General features: G+C 62.2%; 19 protein-coding genes. 5 read left to right on the top strand and 14 right to left on the bottom strand.

Going from position 1 to position 22,457, the window contains the following annotated elements:
- Positions 1-10 precede the first annotated feature (10 nt).
- Together ACR1XV_RS03225 and ACR1XV_RS03230 are read right to left on the bottom strand one after the other, a co-directional pair.
- The gene (locus tag ACR1XV_RS03225; RefSeq protein ID WP_480528859.1) at positions 11-373 is read right to left on the bottom strand and encodes a DUF3302 domain-containing protein; all 363 of its coding nucleotides are present in this window, start codon (positions 371-373) and stop codon (positions 11-13) included.
- Positions 374-428: 55 nt separating this feature from the next.
- Positions 429-1,220, bottom strand: coding sequence for a DeoR/GlpR family DNA-binding transcription regulator (locus ACR1XV_RS03230; RefSeq protein WP_480528860.1), 792 nt, complete (start codon positions 1,218-1,220; stop codon positions 429-431).
- A 193-nt stretch (positions 1,221-1,413) separates the two neighbouring features.
- On the opposite strand from ACR1XV_RS03230, the gene glpD reads away from it, so the two are divergent.
- The gene (glpD, locus tag ACR1XV_RS03235; protein ID WP_480528861.1) at positions 1,414-2,994 is read left to right on the top strand and encodes a glycerol-3-phosphate dehydrogenase; all 1,581 of its coding nucleotides are present in this window, start codon (positions 1,414-1,416) and stop codon (positions 2,992-2,994) included.
- A 33-nt stretch (positions 2,995-3,027) separates the two neighbouring features.
- On the opposite strand, the gene ACR1XV_RS03240 is transcribed toward glpD, so the two are convergent.
- From ACR1XV_RS03240 to metG, 3 genes are all read right to left on the bottom strand, one after another.
- Entirely contained in the window at positions 3,028-6,165 is a 3,138-nt protein-coding gene (locus tag ACR1XV_RS03240) for an efflux RND transporter permease subunit (protein ID WP_480528863.1), read from the bottom strand.
- A gap of 3 nt (positions 6,166-6,168) precedes the next feature.
- Positions 6,169-7,326 carry an efflux RND transporter periplasmic adaptor subunit gene (locus tag ACR1XV_RS03245; protein WP_480528864.1) on the bottom strand — a complete coding sequence of 386 codons (1,158 nt, stop codon included), beginning with the start codon at positions 7,324-7,326 and terminating at the stop codon, positions 6,169-6,171.
- Positions 7,327-7,581: 255 nt separating this feature from the next.
- Positions 7,582-9,300: a methionine--tRNA ligase gene (gene metG, locus ACR1XV_RS03250; RefSeq protein WP_480528865.1), complete on the bottom strand. Its 1,719-nt coding sequence runs from the start codon at positions 9,298-9,300 to the stop codon at positions 7,582-7,584.
- A 164-nt stretch (positions 9,301-9,464) separates the two neighbouring features.
- Here metG and ACR1XV_RS03255 point away from each other — a divergent pair, with 164 nt between their 5' ends.
- Positions 9,465-10,403, top strand: a complete 939-nt coding sequence (locus ACR1XV_RS03255) for a hypothetical protein (RefSeq protein WP_480528866.1) — start codon at positions 9,465-9,467, stop codon at positions 10,401-10,403.
- Between the two features lie 4 nt (positions 10,404-10,407).
- Here ACR1XV_RS03255 and ACR1XV_RS03260 read toward each other — a convergent pair whose 3' ends face one another.
- From ACR1XV_RS03260 to ACR1XV_RS03285, 6 genes are all read right to left on the bottom strand, one after another.
- Positions 10,408-11,628: an MFS transporter gene (locus ACR1XV_RS03260; protein WP_480528867.1), complete on the bottom strand. Its 1,221-nt coding sequence runs from the start codon at positions 11,626-11,628 to the stop codon at positions 10,408-10,410.
- Positions 11,629-11,707: 79 nt separating this feature from the next.
- A complete protein-coding gene (locus tag ACR1XV_RS03265) occupies positions 11,708-12,304 on the bottom strand; it encodes a YceI family protein (protein ID WP_480528868.1) in 597 nt (198 codons plus the stop codon).
- Positions 12,301-13,515 (bottom strand): MFS transporter, encoded by a 1,215-nt coding sequence (locus tag ACR1XV_RS03270; protein WP_480528869.1) that lies wholly within the window; start codon positions 13,513-13,515, stop codon positions 12,301-12,303. Before ACR1XV_RS03270 ends, ACR1XV_RS03265 begins: the two co-directional genes overlap by 4 nt.
- A gap of 104 nt (positions 13,516-13,619) precedes the next feature.
- Positions 13,620-14,201 (bottom strand): retropepsin-like aspartic protease family protein, encoded by a 582-nt coding sequence (locus ACR1XV_RS03275; protein ID WP_480528871.1) that lies wholly within the window; start codon positions 14,199-14,201, stop codon positions 13,620-13,622.
- Between the two features lie 42 nt (positions 14,202-14,243).
- Positions 14,244-14,864, bottom strand: coding sequence for a MarC family protein (locus ACR1XV_RS03280; protein WP_480528872.1), 621 nt, complete (start codon positions 14,862-14,864; stop codon positions 14,244-14,246).
- Positions 14,861-16,711 (bottom strand): ABC-F family ATP-binding cassette domain-containing protein, encoded by a 1,851-nt coding sequence (locus ACR1XV_RS03285; protein WP_480528874.1) that lies wholly within the window; start codon positions 16,709-16,711, stop codon positions 14,861-14,863. The genes ACR1XV_RS03280 and ACR1XV_RS03285 overlap by 4 nt, the downstream gene beginning before the upstream one ends.
- A gap of 129 nt (positions 16,712-16,840) precedes the next feature.
- Here ACR1XV_RS03285 and ACR1XV_RS03290 point away from each other — a divergent pair, with 129 nt between their 5' ends.
- Both ACR1XV_RS03290 and ndk read left to right on the top strand, forming a co-directional pair.
- A complete protein-coding gene (locus tag ACR1XV_RS03290) occupies positions 16,841-18,043 on the top strand; it encodes a multidrug effflux MFS transporter (RefSeq protein ID WP_480528875.1) in 1,203 nt (400 codons plus the stop codon).
- Between the two features lie 103 nt (positions 18,044-18,146).
- Positions 18,147-18,569, top strand: a complete 423-nt coding sequence (gene ndk, locus ACR1XV_RS03295) for a nucleoside-diphosphate kinase (protein WP_008757405.1) — start codon at positions 18,147-18,149, stop codon at positions 18,567-18,569.
- 57 nt (positions 18,570-18,626) lie between these two features.
- Here ndk and ACR1XV_RS03300 read toward each other — a convergent pair whose 3' ends face one another.
- Entirely contained in the window at positions 18,627-18,974 is a 348-nt protein-coding gene (locus ACR1XV_RS03300) for a TfoX/Sxy family protein (protein WP_480528876.1), read from the bottom strand.
- 98 nt (positions 18,975-19,072) lie between these two features.
- On the opposite strand from ACR1XV_RS03300, the gene ACR1XV_RS03305 reads away from it, so the two are divergent.
- Complete coding sequence (locus tag ACR1XV_RS03305) at positions 19,073-20,296, top strand: cytochrome P450 (RefSeq protein ID WP_480528877.1); 1,224 nt, start codon at positions 19,073-19,075, stop codon at positions 20,294-20,296.
- On the opposite strand, the gene ACR1XV_RS03310 is transcribed toward ACR1XV_RS03305, so the two are convergent.
- Together ACR1XV_RS03310 and ACR1XV_RS03315 are read right to left on the bottom strand one after the other, a co-directional pair.
- A complete protein-coding gene (locus tag ACR1XV_RS03310; protein WP_480528878.1) occupies positions 20,269-21,678 on the bottom strand; it encodes a sensor histidine kinase in 1,410 nt (469 codons plus the stop codon). The two genes, ACR1XV_RS03305 and ACR1XV_RS03310, sit on opposite strands and share 28 nt — an antisense overlap.
- On the bottom strand, positions 21,671-22,351 hold the full coding sequence (locus ACR1XV_RS03315; protein ID WP_480528879.1) for a response regulator transcription factor: 681 nt from the start codon (positions 22,349-22,351) through the stop codon (positions 21,671-21,673). The genes ACR1XV_RS03310 and ACR1XV_RS03315 overlap by 8 nt, the downstream gene beginning before the upstream one ends.
- Positions 22,352-22,457 lie beyond the last annotated feature (106 nt).

A 22,457-nucleotide genomic window follows, 5' to 3' on the forward strand; every position in this document is an offset into this window, starting at 1 on the left:
TCCTCTGGCTTTAGCTTTTCTGAGTGTCGTCGGTGTCCAGCGGGTCCTGGTATTCCGGTTTGACCGTCCCGCCCAGCCGCTTGATCTCATCCCGGATGGCTTTGCGTTCTTCGTCCGGTCCGCGACGCATGTCGACCGTCACGCCGTCATGGAAGGCCCAGATAAAGGCGTGAACCCATGGGACGATGGCCAGAAACCCCATCCAGCCCATGATCTTGACGGCCTCGGCATGGGGGTGGTTGCGCTTGATGGCGATGCGTCCGGGCAGACCCATCAGGAACAGAAACAGCGCCATCACCGCGGCCAGCAGCAGAATCAGCGCCACAAACGTCAGATAGTCGTAATAGCCCAGCGGCTGCCCCAGAAGTCCCATGCTCGCGCCTCGTGTCGGGAAGGTTGTCCTATCCTCGGGCGAGGGGGGTAAATCGTCAATCGGTTTGTGGGGGTGTTTGGTCAGAAAGGGCGCTTATCGCCACACGGGTTTGCCAGTCGCTGCAGGCCTGCGGCAGGTCGCCGGGCAGGGAGGCGTCGGTATAGATCGCATCAATGTCGGCCAGCGAGGTGATGCGCGCCGGGGCCGAGCGATGAAATTTTGACTGGTCGGCCACCAGAAAGGTCTGCCGTGCCTGTGCGATGATGGTCTGGCTGACCAGCACTTCCTGCAGGTCAAAATCCAGCAGATCGCCATCGGCATCCAGCGCCGAACACCCGATGACGGCCACGTCGAACTTGAACTGCCGTATGGTCGAGACGGTCAGGTTGCCCACCAGCCCCCCGTCCGAGCGGCGCAGGACGCCGCCCGCCACCACGATCTCGCACTCGGGGTTGGCCACCAGAATATTGGCGACGTTCATGTTGTTGGTCACCACCATCAGGTTCTTGTGGGCCAGCAACTGCGCGGCAACGGCTTCGGTCGAGGTGCCGATGTTCAGGAAGACCGAACTGCCTTCGGGGATGTCGCGGGCGCAGCGTTCGGCGATGCGGGTTTTGGCGTCTTCGTGCAGGGCCCGGCGGTCTTCGTAGCCGATATTCGACACACCTGACCGCAGCACCGCGCCGCCATGGACCCGGTCTAGTCTCCCCGCATCCGACAGGTCGGACAGGTCGCGGCGGATGGTCTGGACCGTGACGTTAAAGCGTTCGGCCAGATCATCGACGGCCACGCGGCCTTCGGTTTTGGCGATCTCAAGGATGTCCGATTGGCGAAAGGACAATGACATAACGGGCTCCGGGGTGGGATATGTGATTTCGTTTTTGTTCTTTTTGTGGAAGCAAGGCAAGATTAAATGGCAATAGGGCATGGATCATCGTGACAAATGCGTCAAAACGAACTTTAGCGAAGATATGCATTGACGATCCGAACCATGATACGGTTAATGCGCCCGACCCCCCACATCAGGGAATCGACCGGATATGCAGCCTCAGGACAGCCAGATTACCGACCTCTTCGTGATCGGAGGCGGCATCAACGGATGCGGTATCGCCCGTGACGCCGCAGGCCGCGGTCTTTCGGTCACGCTGGCCGAGATGAACGATCTGGCCTCGGCCACGTCCTCGGCCTCGACCAAGCTGTTTCACGGCGGGTTGCGGTATCTGGAGTTCTTCGAACTCCGTCTGGTCCGCGAAGCCCTGATCGAGCGTGAGATCCTGCTGCGCGCCATGCCCCACATCAGTTGGCCGATGCGGTTCGTGTTGCCCTATCACCGAGACATGCGGTTCGATACCGAAACACCGACCTCGCGACTGTTGGGTCTGGTGATGCCGTGGATGAGGGGGCGGCGTCCGGCCTGGCTGATCCGGTTGGGGTTGTTTCTGTACGACCACATGGGTGGGCGGAAGATCCTGCCGGGAACGCGGTCTTTGAATTTGACCGATGCGCCCGAGGGCGGGCCGCTGCAGGACAAGTTCGAAACGGCCTATGAATACTCGGATTGCTGGGTCGAGGATTCGCGGCTGGTGGTCCTCAATGCCCGCGACGCCGAGGCGCGTGGGGCGACGATCCTGACCCGGACGCAGGTCGTGTCCGCGAAGCGAAGCGGCGATCTGTGGCACGTCACAATCCACGATGACGAAGGCACCCGCGTCATTCATGCGCGGATGCTGATCAATGCGGGTGGACCATGGGTTGGCGATATCATCCACACCAAAATCCACACCGACACGCGCGAAGGGGTCCGTCTGGTGCGCGGTAGTCACATCGTGACGCGCAAGCTGTACGACCACGACAAATGCTATTTCTTTCAGGGCGAGGATGGGCGGATCATCTTTGCCATTCCCTATGAGCAGGATTTCACCCTGATTGGCACCACCGATCAGGATCACGCGGACCCGTCGGAACCGCCCGTCTGCACAGAGGCCGAACAGGACTATCTGTGCGATTTCGCCTCGAAGTATTTCGCGCAGCCGGTCACGCGGGACGATATCGTCTGGACCTATTCCGGCGTGCGGCCGCTTTATGACGATGGGGCCAGCAGCGCCACGGCGGCAACACGGGACTATACGCTTCGGGTCGATGCCGAGGGCGCACCGGTGCTGAACGTCTTTGGCGGCAAGATCACCACCTATCGTCGTCTGGCCGAAAGCGCGCTGGACAAGGTGGCCGAGCATTTTCCGAGCCTACCGGGGCCGTGGACGGCGGGGGTGCCGCTGCCCGGCGGAGATTTTCCGGTTGATGGGTTCGACGATCTGGTGCGTGACCTGCGCGCGGACTATGCCTTTTTGGATGCGGCCTGGGCGCGCCGTCTGGTGCGTGCCTATGGGACCGAGGCGCGGGATATTCTGGGCGATGCTGCTGCGGCCGGGGATTTGGGCGAGGATTTCGGGGCGACCCTGACCGCAGCCGAACTGGTTTGGTTGATGGACAAGGAATACGCCCGCACCGCCGAGGATGTTGTCTGGCGGCGCAACCGGCTGGGTCTGCGGCTGAGCCCCGAGCAGATTGAGCGGGTCGACAGGTGGATGGCTGACCGCGTCACGGGCGCTATCCAAAGGTAAAACGCCCCGCGAGGGGGCGTTTTGCTCGATATTTTATGCCGCTTCCTCAGAGGGTCCGGGATCGTCCTTGCTGCCCTTGATCCGTTCCCGCAGCCCCTGCATGACCGCGTAGAGGACCGGTACCAGAATGACACCGAACAGCGTCGCGGCCAGCATCCCGCCAAACACGGCGACACCGATCGCCTTCTGGCTGGCAGCCCCCGCACCGTTAGCGGCCAGCAGCGGCACAACGCCCAGCAGGAAGGACAGGGCGGTCATCATCACCGCCCGGAACCGCTGATGCGCGGCCTCGGCGGCGGCCTCTTTGATCGACAGGCCCTTGGCGCGCTGCTCCATCGCGAATTCCACGATCAGAATACCGTTTTTCGAGGCAAGCCCCACAAGCATGATCATCCCGATCTGGGTATACAGGTTAATGTCGCTGCCCACGATGGCCACCGCCGCCACCGCGCCAAACAGCGCCACGACCACGGACATCAGGATCGACACGGGCATCGACCAGCTTTCGTACTGCCCCACAAGGAACAGATAACCGAACAGGATCGCGAGCCCGAGGATCACGACCACCAGCCCGCCCGAGGCCAACTGTTGCTGCGCTGTGCCGGTCCATTCGAACGCATAGCCGGGCGGTAGGGCGGTTGCCGATTCCTCGGTCATGACATTGATCGCGTCACCGGTGGACAGGCCGGGTGCAGGCACCGCTGTCACCGTGGCCGAGCGGAACAGGTTGTGCCGTTTCAACAGAACCGGCCCCAGCACGTTCTCTACATCGATCAGCGTGCCCAGCGGCACCATCTCGCCCTTGGTCGAGCGGACGTAAAGGTCCGAGATATCCTCGACCTTGTTCCGGTAGGACCCCTCGGCTTGGATCATCACGCGATAGACCCGGCCAAACAGGTTGAAGTCATTCACGTAGTAGGACCCAAGCTGCGCCTGCATGGTCTGGAAAATCTCGGCCACCGAGACCTGCAGGGTCTTGGCCTTTTCCCGGTCCAGATCAACGAAGAGTTGCGGCACGTTTGCGCGGAAGGTGGTGTAGGCCTGCGCAATCTCGGGCCGCTGGTTGGCCGCATAGACGTATGAGCCAACCGCCGCCGCCAGATCCTGCGGCGAGCCACCACCGGTCTGCTGCACCTCCATCTCAACACCTGCGGACATGCCGAGGCCCTGAATAGGCGGCGGGTTGAAGGCCACGATCGAGGCCGCGGATTCGCCGTTGGCGATGGCCAGAACCTGACCCAGAATGGCATCGGCGCTCAGCTCGGGTTCCTGCCGCTCCTCCCAGTTGGTGAGGTTGACGAAGATTGCCGCGCCGTTGGTCGTGGTTCCGTTCAGCAGCGAGAACCCATTGACCAGAACCGTGCTGGCCACGCCGGGGATTTCCTGTATCTGCGCATCGACGCGGGCGGTCACGGTTTCGGTTCGCTCCAGCGTGGCCGCGTCGGGCAGCTGGATGTCAACGAACAGGTAACCGTTATCCTCAAGCGGGATGAACCCTTTCGACGTGTTGCCCATGATCGTCCCGGTCCCCGTCGCAAAGGCGGCGATGATGCCCAGCGAAATGACCGGCAGGATCAGCAGTTTGCGGACAATCGCGGTATAGCCATTGCGCATCGACCCGATGAAGCCTTCGAACACCGCCAGCAGCCCTTTGGGAGGGCCCGACCGCGCCCGCAGCACCAGCCCGCATAAGGCCGGCGACAGCGTCAGCGCGTTGATCGACGAAATCACCACGGCGGTTGAAATTGTCACCGCGAACTGTGAATACAGCCGCCCCGAGATGCCGGGCATGAAGGTCACCGGCACGAAAACCGCCAGCAGGACCAGCGTGGTGGCAATCACCGGCCCGGTGATCTGGCCCATCGCCTTACGGGTCGCCTCGGCGGGGGGCAGGCCCTCATCCGCGATGATGCGTTCGACGTTCTCGACCACAACGATGGCGTCGTCCACCACGATGCCGATCGCCAGCACCAGCGCGAACAGCGAGATCGTGTTAAGCGACATGCCAAAGGCCAGCAGAAAGGCAAATGTCCCGATCAGGGACACGGGGATTGCCACCGCAGGGATGATCGTCGCGCGCCAACTGCCGAGGAAGATGAACACGACTGAAATCACCAGCACGAAGGTCAGCATCAGGGTCGAGACCACGTCGTTCAGCGACTGTTCCACGAAGTCTGTGGTGTTGAACGGAACGGCGTATTCGACATCGGTGGGGAAGGATCGCGACAGGCGCTCCAACTCGGCCTGAACCCGTTCCGACACGGCCAGCGCGTTCGCGCCCGGGGCCTGATAGATGCCGATCACGGTGGCGGGGACGCTTTCGAAAAAGCCGGACGCCGCATAGAACTGAGCGCCCAGCTCGACCCGCGCGATGTCTTTGACGCGCACAATCGCGCCGGCATCGCCGGTGCGGATCACGATGTCACCGAATTCTGCAGCCGAGGTCAGACGGCCCTTGGTCTTGATCGTATATTGAAACGTCTGTCCCTCGGGCACCGGGGGTGCGCCGATGGACCCGGCCGAAACCTCGATATTCTGCTCGCGGATCGCACTGATGACGTCCCCCGGTGTCAGTGACAGCGCTGCCATCTTGTCCGGATCCATCCAGATCCGCATGGCGTATTCCAGGTTGGTCAGAACATCCGCCTTGCCCACGCCCTGAACCCGCGCCAGCGCGTCCTTGAGGTTGATCGAGGCATAGTTCGACAGAAACACGCTGTCATACGTCTCATTCGGTGAGGTCAGCGTGACCAGCAACAGCATGTTGGTCGAGGATTTCTGCGTGACCACGCCCGAAGACGTCACCTCGGACGGCAGCGAGGACATGGCCTGCGCCACCCGGTTCTGCACGTTGACCGAGGCGATATCGGGGTCGGTGCCCACCTGAAACGTGACGTTCAGCGAATAGGACCCGTTATCGGATGAGGTCGACGTCATGTAAATCATGTCGTCGACGCCGTTGACCTGCGCCTCGATCGGCGCGGCCACGGTGTTTTCAACCGTTTCGGCGTTCGCACCGGTATACGTGGCCGTCACGCTGACGACCGGAGGCGTGATGTCGGGGAACTGCGCCACGGGCAGGACCATATAGCCGATCCCGCCCAGAATGGTCAGGACCAACGAAATGACAAGCGCCAGCTTGGGCCGACTGATGAACAGGGCTGAGAACATCGGTTACTCTCCCGGCTGCTCAGAGGCGACAACCGCGTCCACGGCCACACCAGGCCGCACGCGTTGCAGGCCCTCGACGATGACGCTTTCGCCTTCGCGCAACCCGTCCAGCACGATGATGGCCGTGCCGACCACGTCTCCGGTGGTGATGTAACGCTGTTCGACCATCTGCTGGTCATTCACGACCAAAACGAACTCACCCCGTTGATCGCGTTGAAGGGCGGCCTGTGGGACCAGCACTTGCAGGGTGGGTTCCAGTGCCTCGATCTGGACGTTCAGAAAGGCCCCGTCGATGATCAGTCGGTCGGCATTGTCAAACTCGGCGCGCACGGTGATGGCCCCGGTCAGCGGGTCGATACGGTTATCGACAAACACCAGCTTGCCGGTCTCAGGCAGCTCGGTGCCGTTGGGCAGCGTCACCTTGACCACCGGCGTCTTGTCGCTTTCGGCCAGCGAAGCGGGGTCTTCACCCACCGTCTCAAGAACGCTAGTGAACTGCTTTTCATTCAACGAGAAATTGACATAGATCGGGGCCTCGCTGACCAGATTGACCAGCGGAGGGTTGTTGGGCCCGACCACGTCGCCGACACTGGTGGCGACCCGGCCCAGACGCCCGGTGAAGGGCGCGTGGATCTCGGTATAGCCAAGGTCCAGTTCGGCCTGCTGGATAGCGGCATTCGCGGCTTTGACTTCGGCCTCGGCCACCAGTTCGTTGGCGCGGGCGATGTCGCGTTCGGATTCCGGCGTCGCGTCGCGTTTATAGAGTTCTTCCTTGCGGGCCAGATCAACCTTGGCCAGTTCCAGATTGGCCTGCGCCCGGTCCAGATCGGCCTTGCGCGCCTGCAATGTGGCCTCGTAGAGGTCCGGCTCGATCTTGAACAGCAGGTCGCCTTCGGTCACCAGCGCGCCGTCTTCCACATCCTGACTTTCCAGAAAACCGCTGACGCGGGCGACGATGTCGACCTTGTTGATGGCCTCGGCGCGCCCGATGAACGAGGCCTCGTCGGTGATCTCTTCGGAATAGGCCGCCGCGATCGACACCTTGGGCGCGGGTGCGTCGCTTTGATCCTGCGCCAAGGCCGTCTGGGCAAAGGTCAGGCAGGCGACAAGGGCAAAAGCTGTGCCGGTGCGAAAGGTCTGGGGTTTTGATGCTGGGGCCATGATGAATGCCTCGTTCAAACTAAGTTTTTCCGTCCCCGAGGCGGAGCGGCGCCCGGACGAGTCGATAGAATTCCGGTTCAGGATGGCCGTTTTGCCCTGACATCTCAAGTATGTTGAATGTGAGGCCGTCCGAAAGCGCGCAGAATTTCCCATTTTTTCGGCAGGCTTAGGTCACTGACGCTGCCTCAGGCCCGCGCGCGAAAGAAAAACGGGGGCCACAATGACCCCCGTTTCTGCGTTGTCTGAAGATGGTGCTTAGCTGCGCGTTCCGGCGAATTTCTCTTGCCAGTCCTCGCGCTGTTCGTCCGCGATCTTGGCGAACAGAACCTCGGGCACCGAGAATTCATGGCCAGCGGGCAGGGCGCTCAGCGCGGCCTCAACATCGTCGGGCCAGCCGGTATCCAGCGTGTTCATCGCGCTCAGCATCCGGGCCGAGGTTTCGGGGATGAACGGCGCACTGAGGACGGCATAAAGCCGGATCAGGTTCAGGCCCAGACGCACTTGCGCGGCGGCCTGTTCGGGGTCTTCCTTGAAGGTGGACCAAGGTGCCGCGGCCTGCAGATATTCATTGCCCGCGACCCAAATTGCCCGCAATTCCTGCGCGGATTTGCGAACCTCCATCGCCTCCATATGGCCTTCATAGGCGCGGATGCGTTTGGTCAGATCGGCAATCAGCGTCTGCTCGCGCTCGCCAAAGGTACCGCCCTCGGGCACGGCCTCGCTGAATTTCGAGCGGCAGAACTTGGTGATCCGGCTGACGAAGTTGCCCAGCACATCGGCCAGGTCCTTGTTCACCGATTGCTGGAAATTTTCCCACGTGAACTCGCTGTCGCTGCTTTCGGGCGCATGGCTCAGCAGCCACCAGCGCCAGTAATCGGCGGGCAGGATCTCCAGCGCCTGATCCATGAACACGCCGCGACCTTGCGAGGTAGAGAACTGGCCGCCGTCATAGTTCAGGTAGTTGAAGGATTTCAGGTGGTCGACCATCTTCCATGGCTCACCCGAGCCCAGAATGGTGGCCGGGAAGCTGAGCGTATGGAAAGGCACGTTGTCCTTACCCATGAACTGGACATAGCGCACGTCATCCGCGCCTTTGTCGGTGCGCCACCAGCGCTCCCACTCGGCGTCGGTTTTGCCAGTGGAATCAGCCCATTCCTTGGCGCAGGCGATGTATTCGATGGGGGCATCGAACCAGACATAGAAGACTTTGCCCTCCATCCCCGGCCAGTCCTGATCGCCTTTCTTTACGGGCACACCCCAGTCCAGATCGCGGGTGATGCCGCGATCCTGCAGGCCGTCGCCGTCATGCAGCCACTTCTTGGCAATCGAAGTGGTCAGGATCGGCCAGTCCGTCTTGCTGTCGATCCAGGCGTCCAGCTGATCCTTCATGGCGGATTGACGCAGATACAGGTGTTTGGTCTCGCGCACCTCAAGATCGGTCGAGCCGCTGATTGCGCTGCGCGGTTCGATCAGGTCGGTCGGGTCCAACTGTTTGGTGCAGTTCTCGCACTGATCGCCGCGCGCACGGTCATAGCCGCAATTGGGGCAGGTGCCCTCGATATAGCGGTCGGGCAGAAAGCGGCCATCGGCGTTGGAATAGACCTGTTTTTCGCTGACCTCGCGGATCAGCCCCGCATCGTCCAGCTTGCCCGCAAAATGCTGGGTCAGGCGCTTGTTTTGCGCGCTGGACGAGCGGCCAAAGTGATCGAAGCTGAGGCCAAAGCGCTGCGCGATCTCGGCCTGAACGGCATACATATCCGCGCAGTATTCGGCGACGGGCTTGCCCGCTTTCGCCGCTGCCAGCTCGGCCGGGGTGCCGTGTTCATCCGTTGCACACAGGAACATCACCTCATTCCCCCGGCCACGCTGGTAACGTGCATAAAGATCGGCGGGCAGTTGCGAGCCGATCAGGTTGCCGAGGTGCTTGATCCCGTTGATGTAAGGGATCGCCGAGGTAATAAGAATCCGGGCCATTTTGCGTTTCCACGTAACTAACTGCGCGCCCGTCTACAGTATGTGACCGCTCAGCAAAAGCCCGGTTTCGGTGTTGGTGCCTTATTCTCACCCGGAAACGCCGCCTTCGCGAAAACTCCGGACGGTGTGTTACGATGGCCAAAGCAGTTTTGCAGGGGGGATTTATGTATTGCTCTTATTTGGCGCGGGTATTTCGCGCGTCCACCATCGTTGCCATGACCGCGTTTTTGTCACCGACCAGTGTTCTGGCGGACCAGAACGAAGCGCTGGCGGCGATTGAAACCTTCGACAAGGCGATGCTGTCTGTTTTCAGAAGGGGACAGGATGCGCTGACGGCGCAGACCCGACCGGTCATGGTCATCGCCCGCGATGTCACCGTGATGACCGAGGACGGACAGGTGTCCTATCCGCGGGATGGTGCGGATTATCTGATCTTCAAATCCACGTCGCACGTTCTTCTGGGGATCATTGGCGCGGTCACGCCATGGCCCGAGGATGAGACGGGAAACACACGCTGGAAGGAGGATTTTGAAGCGATCGCGCAGGCCATTGATACGCTGCTGGCCTCAATCGATCATCTTGATCTTTCGAAGGAGGCGATCGGGAAACAGCGGCAAATGCTGGAAACAGCCCGTGGATTTGTCAGCGAAGCGACGGCACGCGGGACGTTGACGCCTGATGATGTGTCAAAGGCCATAAACGAGATGCGCCCGGTTTGGGCCGCGAATATGCGCGATGCCGCGCGTGCGGAACTTACGGCGTTGCACCGGGCGGTCTCGGATGCCCGCGCGGCGCTGAGTCAGGATGAATGGGATAAGATCTATGTCGTTCACCATGGCGGCTCGAACGTGACCGGGGTCAATGTGGTCGAGCTGTATCTGGAACGGGTAATGCCGCAAAAGGTTGCCGCCGGGCAGGTCATGTTTGCCGAGAACGCACACGGGAACAAAGCGATGGCCGATTTTGTCGGCTATGAGCGTATGCAGCGGCATGTCGGGGCCTGGGCATTCGGTGATCCGCGCCGGCTGGAGATCGACCTGCTGGGGTATGAAGCGGGCTCTGTCCTGGACGAGATGATTCAGTCGTCGCCGCCCTTGGAGTAAGGCTCTAGTCCTCTCGGGACCGTTTCAGCAGGCGTCCGATGGTGAAGGATGTCCGGGGTGCGTAGACGTAGTTCGTGCGCTCGTGCGGCGTTGGGCGTGACCGCATGCGGGCCAGACCAAAGACGATCAGTCCCAGATGACCTACAGCCACAAAAGCGAAGAGTGCGCCCGGCCCGAACTGCTGTATCAAGGTCGATGAAATATAGGGCGAGGCGATGGCCCCGAGCGCGTACCAGAACATCAGCGCGGCCGAAAGCTCGACCCGCTGCTCGGTGGTGGCAAAATCATTGGCGTGGGCGGACGAGACCGAGAAGATCGGAAAGGTCGTCAGACCAAAGAATCCGGCCGCCAGCATCACGCCCAGCGTTCCGGTTCCGCTGGCCGCCATGGTGATGCCGCAGCTCAGAACTGCGGCCGCGGACAACCAGATCAGTACCCAGCGCCGGTCGTATTTGTCGGCAAGCCATCCCAGCGGATACTGCGCCAGCGCGCCACCCAGTACGAAGGAGGCCAGAAAGAAGGCGATCTGATCTACGCCCAGACCAACCTCTTGCCCGTAAACAGGCCCCACCATCCGGAACGAGGCTGAGCTGAGCGCTGAGACGATTACTCCGGCCACGGCAAGCGGTGAGCTTTGCCAAGCCATTCTTGGACGCAGGCGCGGTGCGTCCGGTGTTTTGGGCTGGCTGGCTCGCGTCAGGGTCAGCGGCAGCAGCGAGGCGCAGCACAGGATCGCCAGCAGGTTATATGAGACGTAAGACGCAGGTGGCAGAACCGCGATGATCAGCTGTGCGCAAAGCGATGCGCCCAGATCGGCGATGCGATAGCTGCCCATGACGCGCCCGCGTGAGTCATTGGTGACTTTGGCGTTCAACCAGGCCTCGATTACTGTATAACAGCCCGCCACGCAGGTGCCCGAGGCGATGCGCAGGATGGCCCATATGCGTGGATCCTCGGTCAAGGTGTGCCCCAACAGGCCCATTGCGCCAAGCGCAGTGCAGACGGCGAAGGCGCGGGAATGTCCGACGCTGCCCATCAGGCGCGGGGCCCACCAGCAGCCGATGAAGAAGCCGAGGAAATGCGCAGACCCCAGCAGGCCGATCTGTTCTGTCGAGAAGTTCAGAGTCAGGCCCGAGATCGCGTCCAGCGGCCCAACGCCGCCGGTCGACAGTTGCAGCAGAATGACCGAAAGAAACAGGGCGGCAAAGGAAATGATCGTGCGCATGATGGTCTCAGATTGACGGCTCGCCCGGGCATTGCGCGCGACTATTCGACTTTCGCAGGTCGTTTTTTGCCCTTAGGTATTAGCTGTCGCGAAGGATTTCGGCGCGGATGTTCAGGCCGACGGTGTCCTGCACCAGATCGGGATAGCCCGAGGCCCCGAACTCGTGCCGGTTCAGTGCGCCGACCAGGCGAATCGACAAGGCGTCCAGATCGTCGACGGCGCTGCCCGGCATGCGATAAAGGTTCGCCATCAGCGTCACCGGGCGTGTCACCCCACGGACTGTCAGGTCACCGGTGACAGTTGCGCCCTCGGATATACGACCGATGGGGCCAAGCTGAATTTTGGTGGAGGTGAAGCGGATCGTGGGGTGGCTCTTTGCGTCCAGTACGCTGCGGCCCAGCATCGGACCTCGGGCGAACGGTAGTTTTGTGCGTGCATCCGCCACGTCCAGCACCACGTCGACCTTGCTGTTTTGCAGACGTTTGGTGTCGATCCGGATATCGGCGGAGCGTATGGGCATCGTCCCCGATTGCGCCACGCCCGACAGATCGAAGGTGAACCCGACCGAGGTGCCATCGGGCGCCAGCACATAGGGGATCAGCCCGTTCTGCGCGGCCCCCATCACGGGCAGGGCGCTCAGGCCTGCGATCAAGGTGCGTCGGGTCAGATATGTCATGCCAAAACCTCTCCACCCCGGGGGCGGGATCGTTTCATCAGCGTCAGCAGGATGGCGATGTTCAGGCCGTTCCAGAGGATGCCGTTGATGAAGGCCAGTTGATAATTTCCGGTTACGTCGTAAATCCAGCCCGACATCCAGCCGCCCAAAGCCATGCCCATGATGGTCATCATCATGACAAAGCCCACACGCGCACCGGCCTCTTGCGGGGGCATGTATTCACGCACGACCAACGCATAGCTGGGCACGATGCCGCCCTGCGCCAGACCGAACAACATGCTGATGACATAGAGCGAGACCATCCCGTCATACGGCAGGAACAAAAACAGCGCGATGCATTGCAGGATCGACCCGATCAGCAAGGTGGTCAGCCCGCCCAGCTTGTCTGCCACAAGGCCCGAGATCACGCGGCTGACCACACCGCCCAGTAACATCAGCGAGAGCATCTCGGCCCCGACCGCAGGGCCATAACCCAGCCCGACGCAGTAGGACACGATATGGACCTGCGGCATCGACATCGCCACGCAGCAGCCAATACCGGCCAGCCCCAGGATATACTGCAATGCGCGCGGCGACAGGCCGACGCTCTGCGCGCGGGTCTGTGCGGCGGCTGCGGCGGTGCTATGCGCCTCAACCGGGACCTGACGGCGCAGTAACAGGGACAGGGGGATGACGATAACAACAGTGATCAGCGCGAGGGTCAGGTAGACCTGTTGCCAGCCCTCGCGGGCCAGAATGCCCGACAGCAGCGTGGGCCAGATTGCGCCGGACAAGTAGTTCCCGCTGGCCACCAGCGCCACGGCGATCCCGCGCCGCCGCATGAACCAGTGCGAGATATCGGCGATCAGAGGGCCGAACCCCACGGCTGTACCCAACCCCAGCAGCAGATGCGCCAGCGACAGCAGCAGCATGTTCGGGGCCAGTGTGGCCAGCAGATAGCTGACAGCACTCAGAATTGCCGCCCCGATCAGCGCTTTGGTCACGCCCAGCCGATCCACCAACTGACCCAGCCACATATTGCCCAAGGCAAAGCCGATCATGGTCAGGACATAAGGCAGCGACGCTTCGGCGCGTCCGGCCCCGAACTGGGTCTCGATGGCGGGCATCACCACGATCACGGCCCACATGCCCACATTGACCACCGTGGCAATGGCCAGAGTGATCAGCAGGCGCAGCCAGGAATAGCGACTATCGTGGATCGCGTGGGTCATCCCGGAACGCTAGGGTGCGCTTGCGGTTTTGACCAGTCACAAGTTGCGTGATCGCAGGACACCCGCACCCAGAGGTGCCGTGACCGCGCGCGCCGCTCTAATCGCTAGCGTGACAGGATCAGTTGACCATCGGTGAACTGGATGTTCGGGAACTTGTGCAGATAAGCCATGCCCAGCAGCGACTGCCCCAAATCGCCTTCGGTGATCGAGGCAGAAACATTGCGATCCGTGATCGGCCCCAGCGCGAGGCTGTCCAGCCGCACCGGGGCGGTACGCACGATGCCATTGGCGGTTGCGGCGCGCCCGACATAGTTCAGCTGATCGGGATCAATGCCGACCCGCTTGGCGTCCTCGGCGCTGAGGACGATCTGGCTGGCCCCGGTATCGACCAGAAAGGTGACGGCCTGACCATTCACCAGCATTGGAAGGTAGTAATGCCCGTCAAAGGACCGCGGCACCTCGATCCTGTGGTCGGTCACGGTCAGCTGCGGGGTGGTGCTGACGGTCGAGCGGATATCGTCCCACAGGCCAATCACCGCGATGACGCCGATGAAGATGAACACCCAGGCAGCTGCTTGCTGCATTGTCTTGCCAAGGGATTGGCGGTTCTGCGTGATGAACCACATCAACAGGGCCGCGCCCAGCAAGACCAGATAGGTCAGATACCCAAGACTGTCGCCATCCATGCCGCTTACCCGAAATCAGTTTCCTGATGTCTATATGGGGCCTCAGGAGGCAAACCCAAAGGCCTTGAGCCCGTCCAGAATGAACTGCACCGAAAGCGCTGCCAGCAGCATACCCAGCAGACGGGTCAGCACGTTCAATCCGGTCTTGCCCAGCAACCGTGCCACTGCGCCCGAGGTCAGGTAGGTCACAAAGACCATAGCCACCACGATCAGCATCATGCCAATCACCACGGCGAGCCCTTCGATCCCCGGCGTTTGCCCGGCCAACAGGATCATTGTGGCAATTGCGCCGGGGCCGGCGATCAGAGGGATGCCGAGTGGGAAGACAGACGGGTCGGGGTGCTCTTCTTCCTCGGCGCTATGCTCACGGCGTTTGGTGCGGCGTTCGAACAGCATGTCGAGCGCGGTCAGGAACAGCAGCACGCCACCCGCGACGCGGAACGCCTCCATCGAGATGCCGATGAAGCCCAGAACCGCCTCGCCAAAGGCGGCGAACATCGCAAGGATACCTGCCGCCGTTATGCAAGCCCGCAGGGCGATCACGCGGCGCGTCTCTTTGTCCATGCCTTGTGTCAGTGCCACGAAGATCGGCGTTTGCGCCGGAGGGTCGATCACCACGAACAACGTGGTAAACGACGTAATCAGGAACGCCATGTCCATCATGCTGCAGCCTCTGCCTGTTCCAGCCGTTCAGCGGCGGTCACCCACAGCGCCTCGGCGCGCTGCATGGCCTCAACCACTTCGGCAAATTTGCGGTTCCACGTTTCAAGGTCCTGAACGCGGTCTTCTTCATAAAGTGCGGGGTCAGCCAATCGGGCCGAAAGCTTTTCGTGCATGTCCGTCAGTTTGTTGACGCGCTCTTCGCATTTGCGCAGGTCAGCACGTAAGGCCAGAATAGTATCGCGTGACGGGCGCTTGGGCTTGGCTGCCGGCTTTTCCTTCACCGGCTTGTCGCGGGCCAACAGCATGGCGCGATAGGCCTCGAGGTCTCCGTCGAACGGCTTGACCGTCCCATCCGAGACCAGCCACAGCCGGTCCGCCACAAGCGACAGCAGGTGCATGTCGTGGCTGACCAGAATGACCGCGCCGGAATATGCGGTCAGCGCCTCGACCAGCGCCTCGCGGCTTTCGATGTCCAGATGGTTGGTCGGTTCATCGAGGATCAGCATATGCGGTGCGTCGATAGTGGCGATCAGTAGCGACAGCCGCGCCTTTTGCCCCCCCGACAGACGCCCAACTTCGGTCTCGGCCTGATCGGCGTTCAGCCCGAACCCGGCCAAACGCGAGCGCCATTTGCCAGGGGCCTCATCGGGGCGCTGGCGGCGCAGGTGGTCCAGCGGGGTTTCGTCTACATACAGCTCGTCCACCTGATGCTGCGCGAAGTAGCCGATGCGCAGCTTGTTGCTGTGGGTCATCTTGCCCGCCATCAGCGGTAGGCGGTCCGACAGCAGCTTGGACAGCGTTGACTTGCCCTGACCGTTCTTGCCCAGCAGGGCGATGCGGTCGTCCTGATCGATGCGCAGGTTCAGGCGGCGCAGCACTTCCGTGTCGCCATAGCCGGTCACGCCGCCCTCAAGCTGGATGATCGGCGGCGACAGGTCCTCGGGCGTGGGGAAGGTGAAGGCGCGCAAGGCAGCCTCTTGCGGGGTTGAGACCAGCTGGATGCGTTCGATCATCTTCAGACGTGACTGGGCCTGAACCGCCTTGGATGCCTTATAGCGGAACCGGTCCACATAGCTTTGCAGATGCGCGATGCGGGCCTTGGCCTTGGCGTTCTCGGATTCCGCCTGCGCCAGACGTTCGGCGCGGCGTTCGGCGAACTTGTCGTAAGGCACGGCATAATAGGTGAGCTTGCGATCTTCCAGATGCAGGATCGAGCCAACCGCGCGGTTCAACAGTCCGCGGTCGTGACTGATGATGATGACCGTATGCGGGTACTTGGCCAGATAGCTTTCCAGCCACAGCGCGCCTTCGAGGTCCAGATAGTTGGTCGGTTCGTCCAGCAGCAGCAGGTCGGGCTGGGCAAACAGCACCGCCGCCAGCGCCACGCGCATCCGCCAGCCGCCCGAGAAATCCGAGCAGGGTTTCAACTGGTCCTCATCATCGAACCCCAATCCTTTGAGGATCGATGCAGCGCGCGCCTCGGCAGACCAGGCGTCGATATCGGCCAGACGTGTCTGGATCTCGGCAATGCGCGCGGGGTCTTCGGCAACATCTGCCTCGGCCATCAGGGCGGCACGTTCGGTGTCGGCGGCCAGAACGGTATCGATCAGCGAGACATCTGACGAGGGCACCTCTTGCGCGACCCCACCGATGCGCGCGCGTTTCGGGACCGAGATGTTACCCGATTCCAGCGCCAGCTCACCCCGGATCAGGCGGAACAGCGTGGTCTTGCCGGTACCGTTGCGACCCACCAGACCCACCTTGTGGCCATCGGGAATCGTGGCGCTGGCCCCGTCAAACAGGGGGCGGCCTTCGACGGCGTATGTGATATCCTCGATCCGTAGCATGGGGCGCTCTTAACAGAGCATGCGGCGGCCCGCCAGCGGCTCGGTATGTTCAGGGTGCAGAGGTGGCATGTTCAATACGCGGGCGATGTGATAGCGCTGATCCGGTTCGGATTTTCGCTGGTTCCTGTCATGCGCGCAGCTCAATCGCCCCCTTCGCTGGTTACGCTTGTTTTCGCCACGGCGCTGTCGGTGCTGTCGCTGAATATGTTCTTGCCATCGCTGGCGCGGATGAGCGCAGATTTTCAGGTTGATTACGGCCTGATCAATCTGTCGGTCGCCGGGTATCTGGGTGTCTCAGCCGTGTTGCAGCTGATCATGGGGCCGCTGTCGGACCGGTTCGGGCGCAGGCCGGTTCTGCTGATCTGCATGGCTGTCTTTGCCGCAGCATCGCTGGGCTGTGTGCTGGCCGAGTCGATCTGGGCCTTCCTTGGTTTTCGCCTGCTGCAGGCGGCGGTGGTGGCCGGGCCGGTCCTGTCCAGCGCGTCGATCCGCGATCTCTACCCCCCGAACGAGGCTGCCAGCAAGCTGGGCTATGTCGCCATGGCGATGGCGCTGGCCCCGATGCTGGGGCCGATGCTGGGCGGCGCGCTGGATATGCTGTTCGGCTGGCGCGCGGGGTTTGTCCTTTATGCGGCGCTGGGCGCGGGGATGCTGGCGCTGCTTTGGGCCGATATGGGCGAGACCAATACCAACCGCGCCGCAACCTTTTCGGCGCAGCTGCGCGAATATCCCCACCTGTTCCGCGCCCGCCGGTTCTGGGGCTATGCCCTGTGTGCGGCTTTTTCGATCGGAGCTTTCTTCAGCTTCATCACCGGCGCGCCGCTGGTGGCGGCAGCGTGGTTCGATCTGAGCCCCGCGTTGTTGGGGCTGGGCATCGGGATCATCACCGGAGGCTTCATGGTCGGTAACTTCATCACCGGGCGCATCGCGGCACATACACCGCTGACCACCATGATCCTGGCGGGGCGTATCGTGGCCTCGGCCGGGCCGTTTTGCGGGCTGCTTGTGTTTGCGGCGGGGCTGGGCTCGGTCTGGGTTTTCTTCGGATCTGCCATCTGCGTGGGGTTCGGCAACGGGCTGACCAATGCCAATGCCTCGTCGGGCGTTATGTCGGTGCGCCCGAAGTTGGCGGGCAGCGCGGCAGGGTTATCGGGGGCAATGATCGTAGGGCTGGGCGCGGTGATCACCTCGTTGACCGGGGCCTTGGTCAGCCCGGAGAACGCGCCGTTTCTGGTGTTGGGCCTGATGTGTGTCAGCAGCTTCATCGGCCTGCTGGCGGTGCTTTACGTGCGCCGGGTCGACCGGCAGGACCCGTTGCCCGATACGATCTGAGCCATCACGCATCATAGTGCTTTTCATACGCCGCAGACCATGTTAGGCGGCGCGCGATGGATTTCGGCGCACACCTTGCGCCACATTGTAAGGAGAGGCCGACATGGCACTGGAACGCACATTCTCGATCATCAAACCCGATGCAACCCGCCGCAACCTGACTGGCAAGATCAACGCCAAGTTCGAAGAAGCCGGTCTGCGCATCGTCGCGCAAAAGCGCATCCACATGACCAAGGCGCAAGCAGGCAAGTTCTATGACGTGCACGCCGAGCGTCCGTTCTATGACGAACTGTGCGAATTCATGTCGTCGGCTCCGGTCGTTGTGCAGGTTCTGGAAGGCGAAGGCGCCATTGCCAAGAACCGCGAAGTGATGGGCGCAACCAACCCCGCTGACGCAGCCCCCGGCACCATCCGCGCCGAGTTTGCTGAATCGGTTGGTGAAAACTCGGTCCACGGCTCGGACGCACCGGAAACCGCCGCGGTTGAGATCGCGTACTTCTTCTCGGGCATCGAACTGGTCGGCTAAGCCACCGCTTCGGTGACAAGATTGGGCCGCTCCGGACCGGGGCGGCCTTTTTCGTGCTCAGAGGGGTTTCAGGTCTGCCGGAGTCACGCGCACGCCGACAGCGTCCAAATCAGAGACCATCTGGCTTTCCGGTGCCCGGCTGACCCCGGCTTTGATTGCGTCAAATCGCTTGCGCAGCGCCTTCTTCTCGTCGCCCTTGCAATCGTTCCATGGGCGGCCCTGCAGCCCCATGACCAGCACATAATAGCCGATGAAATGCGGGCGCGAGCCCGATTGCAGCAGGCGCGCATAGGCCTCGTCCGCGCCCAAATCCCGCAACTGCTGCGCCGAATGGATGCCCGCGCGGGCGCAGGCTTGTTCGAAGGCGGGGCCAAGGTTTCGGATGGAAGAGACCGGGTCAGACATACCCCTGACATAGCCCGACCAACGCCTGCTGTCACCTGCGCCGAGTTGTCTGGCTTTGCCGCATGCGCTAGGCAAGGGACAGGGGCAGGGAGGATGCGATGAGTAACGTAAGCCATGAAGATCTGGTGCAAAATCTGGATCTGATGAATCCGCCGGATGGCTTCATCGACGACCCGTTTCCATTCTACGATGCCTTGCTGAAACATGCACCAGTTCTGCCGCAACCTGATGGCTCGATCCTGCTGTCGCGCCATGCCGATCTGGACCGTATCTACCGCGATACCACGCTTTATTCGTCGGACAAGAAGGCGGCGTTCGGTCCCAAGTTCGGGGTGGGCTCGCCGCTTTTTGAGCATCATACAACCTCGCTGGTGTTCTCGGACCCGCCGCTGCACACGCGGGTGCGCAAGATCATGACGTCGGCGCTGACCCCGCGCGCCATCGCCCGGATGGAGCCGGGTCTGATCGACACCGTCGATACGCTGCTGGACGCGATGGCGGGACGGGACGAGGTCGATCTGATCGAGGATTTCGCCTCGACCATTCCAATTCAGATCATCGGCAACCTGCTGGATGTGCCGATGTCCGAGCGCGGGCCGCTGCGCGACTGGTCGCTGGCCATTCTGGGCGCGCTGGAACCGGCGTTGACCGACGCGCAGCTGGCAACCGGCCAGCAGGCGGTGACCGACTTCAAGGCCTATCTGGAAGACTTGGTCGCGCGCCGCCGGTCCAGTCCGGGCGACCCTGAGACGGACGTTCTGACCCGTCTGATCCGGGGCGAGGGGGCGGATGCGCAGCTTAGCGAGATCGAGCTGCTGCAGAACTGCATCTTCATCCTGAATGCCGGACATGAGACCACCACCAACCTAATCGGCAATGGGCTGGCGCTGTTGCATGACCACCCGGCGCGGCGTCAGCGGCTGTCAGAGGATCCGGGGCTGATCGCGTCAACGGTCGAGGAAGTGCTGCGGTTTCGTTCGCCCAACCAGTTCGGTAACCGGGAAACCACGGCGGATGTGAAGTTGGATGGTTTGCGTCTTCCCAAGGGCACCAACCTGCATCTGTGCATCGGTGCGGCCAACCGCGACCCGGCGGTATTCGCGGAACCCGCGCGCTTTGACATCACCCGCAAACCCAACCGCCATCTGGCTTTTGCCGGAGGGCCGCATGTCTGCGTCGGGCTGACGTTGGCGCGGCTGGAGGGTCGGGTTGCGCTGGGTCGTTTTCTGAACCGATACCCTGACTATCGCCTGAGCGGGCCGCGGGTCAAAGGCGGGCGGATTCGGTTTAGGGGCTATGCGGCGCTGCCCGCAACACTCTGAACCGTTGCCGGATGGCCCCCTCGGGCCAGCCGCAGGGTGGTTTCCAACCCCGGATTCCGGTTCTGCGCCAGAAACTTGCCGTCGTGCATATGTGAAATGGCGGCCACCAGAGCCAGCCCCAGCCCCGCATTGCGCCCGGTCCGGGCCGGATCAAGCGTCACGAAAGGCATCTGCAAACGCGGCAGATCGGCATCGGGCACACCCGGCCCCCGGTCGCGGACGCTGAGCAGGGTGTGATCACCCTCTTCTCGGATTTCAATTGTGATCGCGGTGCCCGACGGGGCATAGCGCATCGCGTTTTCCAGCAGGTTCGACAGCGCTTGTGACAGCAGGGGCCTGTGGCCCTGAATGGGCGCCGCGCTGCCCTTGACCTCAAGCCGGACATTCTGGTCGGCGGCTACAGGTTCATAGAGTTCGACCACATCGCCGACCAGTTGCAGCAGCTTGATCGGTTCAAACTGTTCCCGGCCCAACCCGGCCTCGGCCCGCGAGATCTCGGTCAACTGGCTGAGAACACGCAGCAGGTGGTCGATCTCGGCCGTGGCACGGGCCAGGTCGACCTCGCGGTCCTGCTCGGTCTTGCCGGGCTCGGCCAGCGCCTCGACCCGCTGGCGCAAGCGGGACAAGGGCGAGCGCAGATCATGCGCGATCGAGTTCGAGGTCGTGCGCAGGTTGCTGATCAACTCTTCGATCTTGTCCAGCATGTTATTGAGCGTGCCCGAGACCTGATCGAACTCGTCCCCCGTGCCGCGTAGGGGCATCCGCAGGGCCAGATCGCCGGACACGATATTATCTGCAGTATCGGCAATGTCCTTGAGCCGGGAAAACACCAGACGTGTCAACAGCCAGCCGGTCAGCAGGCTAAGCGCCAATGCGGTCGCAAGCGCCAGCGCAACGGACCGGAACAAGGCGCGGTCGAACTGTTGGCGGGCCAGCGCGTCGCGCCCGACCAAAAGCCGTTCCCCGCCGGTCAACCGGATGGAGGCGGCGGAAATCGGAACCAGTTGCTCGCTGCCTTCGCGGCGCAGTTGCAGCTCGACCCAGCCGCTGCCCGCGGCGATGCCGTCGGGCCAGCGGGTCAGATTGCCAGCCAGCTTGGTGCCTCGCGGCCCCGTCAGCAGATACAGCGCGTCACGCTCGGCTGCCGATGGCAGGCGGCGTTCGATTGCGGTGATCAGCCCCAGCATCCCGCCCCGTTCATATTCATCCGCCAGCCCCGTGAGTTCAGCCGACACGACCGAGCGTGTCTCGCCCGAGATGGTCCGGTTCGCGGTGACATAGACCGTCGCCAGAACCGCCGCCGTCAGCAGGGTGCTCAGCACCATGCTGGCCACCACCAGACGGGTGCGGGCGTTGTTCAGCGACAGCGGCAGGTCAGGCATCCGAGACCATGTATCCGGCACCACGGACGGTCTCGATCATTGGATCGGCCCCGTCTTCGTCCAGTTGGCGGCGCAGTTTCGAGATATGGACGTCGACCACATTGGTATTGGGATCAAAGTGATAATCCCACACGCCTTCCAACAACATGGTGCGCGAGATGACGCGGTTCTTCCGCCGCAGGAAGAATTCAAGGATCTGGAATTCGCGCGGGGTCAGGGTGATTTCGCGCCCGTTGCGGCTGACCTTGCGGGTCAGCAAATCCATCTCAAGGTCGCGGCAGGCGAGGGTCGCGGTTTCTTCCGATTCCTGCGGGCGGCGCAACAGGGCCTCGATCCGGGCGTGCAGTTCCTGAAACGAGAAGGGCTTGACCAGATAATCATCCGCCCCGGCGCGCAGGCCCTTGACCCGTTCGTCAACCGCGCTCATGGCGGTCAGCATCAGCACAGGTGTTTTCAGCCCGGCGGCCCGCATGGATTTGATCAACGATAAACCATCCAGACCAGGCAGCATCCGGTCCAGAACCACAGCATCGAACCCGCCATCGGTGGCATGATACAGGCCCTCGCGGCCATCCGAGGCGACCTCGACCACGTAACCTTCTTCGCCGAAGCCTTTGGCGACGAAATCCCGCGTCTCTTGGTCGTCTTCAACAATCAACAGGCGTCTGCTCATGGCCGGGGCTCCTTTCCATCAGGATATAAACACAGATACTCTTTGAAAAAAACAGGCCGGGTGCGGGGGCCGCACCCGGCTGCCCCGGGGCGCGTGGACAATCCGC

The organism is Ruegeria sp. AD2(2025) (assembly GCF_056542385.1).

Bases quoted from the DNA above. Each gene is read 5' to 3' on its own strand.
- ACR1XV_RS03240 (WP_480528863.1), bottom strand. From the start codon at position 6,165: ATGTTCTCAGCCCTGTTCATCAGTCGGCCCAAGCTGGCGCTTGTCATT.
- ACR1XV_RS03270 (WP_480528869.1), bottom strand. From the start codon at position 13,515: ATGACCCACGCGATCCACGATAGTCGCTATTCCTGGCTGCGCCTGCTG.
- ACR1XV_RS03275 (WP_480528871.1), bottom strand. From the start codon at position 14,201: ATGGATGGCGACAGTCTTGGGTATCTGACCTATCTGGTCTTGCTGGGC.
- ACR1XV_RS03225 (WP_480528859.1), bottom strand. From the start codon at position 373: ATGGGACTTCTGGGGCAGCCGCTGGGCTATTACGACTATCTGACGTTT.
- ACR1XV_RS03300 (WP_480528876.1), bottom strand. From the start codon at position 18,974: ATGTCTGACCCGGTCTCTTCCATCCGAAACCTTGGCCCCGCCTTCGAA.
- ACR1XV_RS03230 (WP_480528860.1), bottom strand. From the start codon at position 1,220: ATGTCATTGTCCTTTCGCCAATCGGACATCCTTGAGATCGCCAAAACC.
- ACR1XV_RS03280 (WP_480528872.1), bottom strand. From the start codon at position 14,864: ATGATGGACATGGCGTTCCTGATTACGTCGTTTACCACGTTGTTCGTG.
- ACR1XV_RS03255 (WP_480528866.1), top strand. From the start codon at position 9,465: ATGTATTGCTCTTATTTGGCGCGGGTATTTCGCGCGTCCACCATCGTT.
- ACR1XV_RS03315 (WP_480528879.1), bottom strand. From the start codon at position 22,351: ATGAGCAGACGCCTGTTGATTGTTGAAGACGACCAAGAGACGCGGGAT.
- ACR1XV_RS03290 (WP_480528875.1), top strand. From the start codon at position 16,841: ATGCGCGCAGCTCAATCGCCCCCTTCGCTGGTTACGCTTGTTTTCGCC.
- metG (WP_480528865.1), bottom strand. From the start codon at position 9,300: ATGGCCCGGATTCTTATTACCTCGGCGATCCCTTACATCAACGGGATC.
- glpD (WP_480528861.1), top strand. From the start codon at position 1,414: ATGCAGCCTCAGGACAGCCAGATTACCGACCTCTTCGTGATCGGAGGC.
- ACR1XV_RS03310 (WP_480528878.1), bottom strand. From the start codon at position 21,678: ATGCCTGACCTGCCGCTGTCGCTGAACAACGCCCGCACCCGTCTGGTG.
- ndk (WP_008757405.1), top strand. From the start codon at position 18,147: ATGGCACTGGAACGCACATTCTCGATCATCAAACCCGATGCAACCCGC.
- ACR1XV_RS03285 (WP_480528874.1), bottom strand. From the start codon at position 16,711: ATGCTACGGATCGAGGATATCACATACGCCGTCGAAGGCCGCCCCCTG.
- ACR1XV_RS03260 (WP_480528867.1), bottom strand. From the start codon at position 11,628: ATGCGCACGATCATTTCCTTTGCCGCCCTGTTTCTTTCGGTCATTCTG.
- ACR1XV_RS03265 (WP_480528868.1), bottom strand. From the start codon at position 12,304: ATGACATATCTGACCCGACGCACCTTGATCGCAGGCCTGAGCGCCCTG.
- ACR1XV_RS03245 (WP_480528864.1), bottom strand. From the start codon at position 7,326: ATGGCCCCAGCATCAAAACCCCAGACCTTTCGCACCGGCACAGCTTTT.
- ACR1XV_RS03305 (WP_480528877.1), top strand. From the start codon at position 19,073: ATGAGTAACGTAAGCCATGAAGATCTGGTGCAAAATCTGGATCTGATG.